This is a genomic window from Myroides odoratimimus (assembly GCF_030326305.1).
In the GTDB taxonomy this organism is placed as follows: Bacteria; Bacteroidota; Bacteroidia; order Flavobacteriales; family Flavobacteriaceae; genus Flavobacterium; species Flavobacterium odoratimimum_A.
Genome location: NZ_JACAKB010000083.1, coordinates 1 through 999, shown reverse-complemented (window position 1 = coordinate 999; position 999 = coordinate 1). Strand labels below are relative to the sequence as shown.

Sequence of the window (999 nt, the reverse complement as noted above, 5' to 3'; positions counted from 1 at the left end):
AACCTGAGTTCGATTATAACAAGGCTAATTGATTAGTTATTACTTTCTCATATCTAATGGCAGGTTTCTTAGGCAAGAAATGATATGCAATAATTCCAGCGATAAGGTTAGTAAAGAAGTTAATAGGTGATCTATGTCTAGAGTGTTCTACCTGACATACATTTTTTAATTCATCGTTAACAGTTTCAATTACTGATCTTTTTCTAAGTAGTATTTTATCAGACATACTCATAAGGGAGTTCTTCATATTATTTCTTATACTGGTAATTAATTCAATTCCATCTAGAAACAGTAATTCAGCAAGCTTAGCGCCAATATATCCCTTATCACCGAATAGTTTTCCAAAGATATTATTTAAGAATCCTTCATTTTTTAAAGGATCACGGTCATTTACATTAGCTTGAGTGATGGCAAAGCTTAAGATTTCTCCTTTATCATTAATAATGATGTGAAGTTTAAAACCATGGAACCAACCAATAGTTGACTTACCAGTTGTTGCTATATTTTTAAAAACCTTGTTTCTACTAATTCTTTTAGTTTTACAAACCTGAATTGGAGTAGAATCTACAAAAGAAATGCCTGTACACTTGCCTAAACAACATGTTTTAGCAAAAATAGTCATGGGCATAATCACTGATTGCATCAGCTCTACAAAACGATTATAAGAAACAGTATTAGGAAATTCTTTAGTCATATGTTTTTGGACATAATAAATATAAAAATGCTTAAAACAACGAAAACCACTTAAATGAAATAGAAGATAAATGGTGATTACTTCAGATTTAGACATTCTAGGTGGCCGTTTTGAAGGGCTCCCTAAAAGAAATGATTTAGTAGAATTTTCAAAATCTTTGCAGAACTCATCTACAATACAAAAAATATCAGTAATTTTATCGAAACAAATCATAGGTAAAAATCTTTTATATATTTAAATTTCAGATACTTAAATATACGGATTTTTACCTTTTTTTATGCATTAATATTAATCGAACTCAGGTT

1 protein-coding gene is annotated in these 999 nt (G+C 29.3%); it reads right to left on the bottom strand.

Annotation, left to right across the window (positions count from 1 at the left end; translation table 11 throughout):
- Positions 1-13: 13 nt before the first annotated feature.
- Positions 14-907, bottom strand: coding sequence for an IS982 family transposase (locus tag HX049_RS18385; protein WP_286417830.1), 894 nt, complete (start codon positions 905-907; stop codon positions 14-16).
- Between the last annotated feature and the right edge of the window lie 92 nt (positions 908-999).

Coding starts and splice junctions, on each gene's coding strand:
- HX049_RS18385 (WP_286417830.1), bottom strand. CDS start 907: ATGATTTGTTTCGATAAAATTACTGATATTTTTTGTATTGTAGATGAG.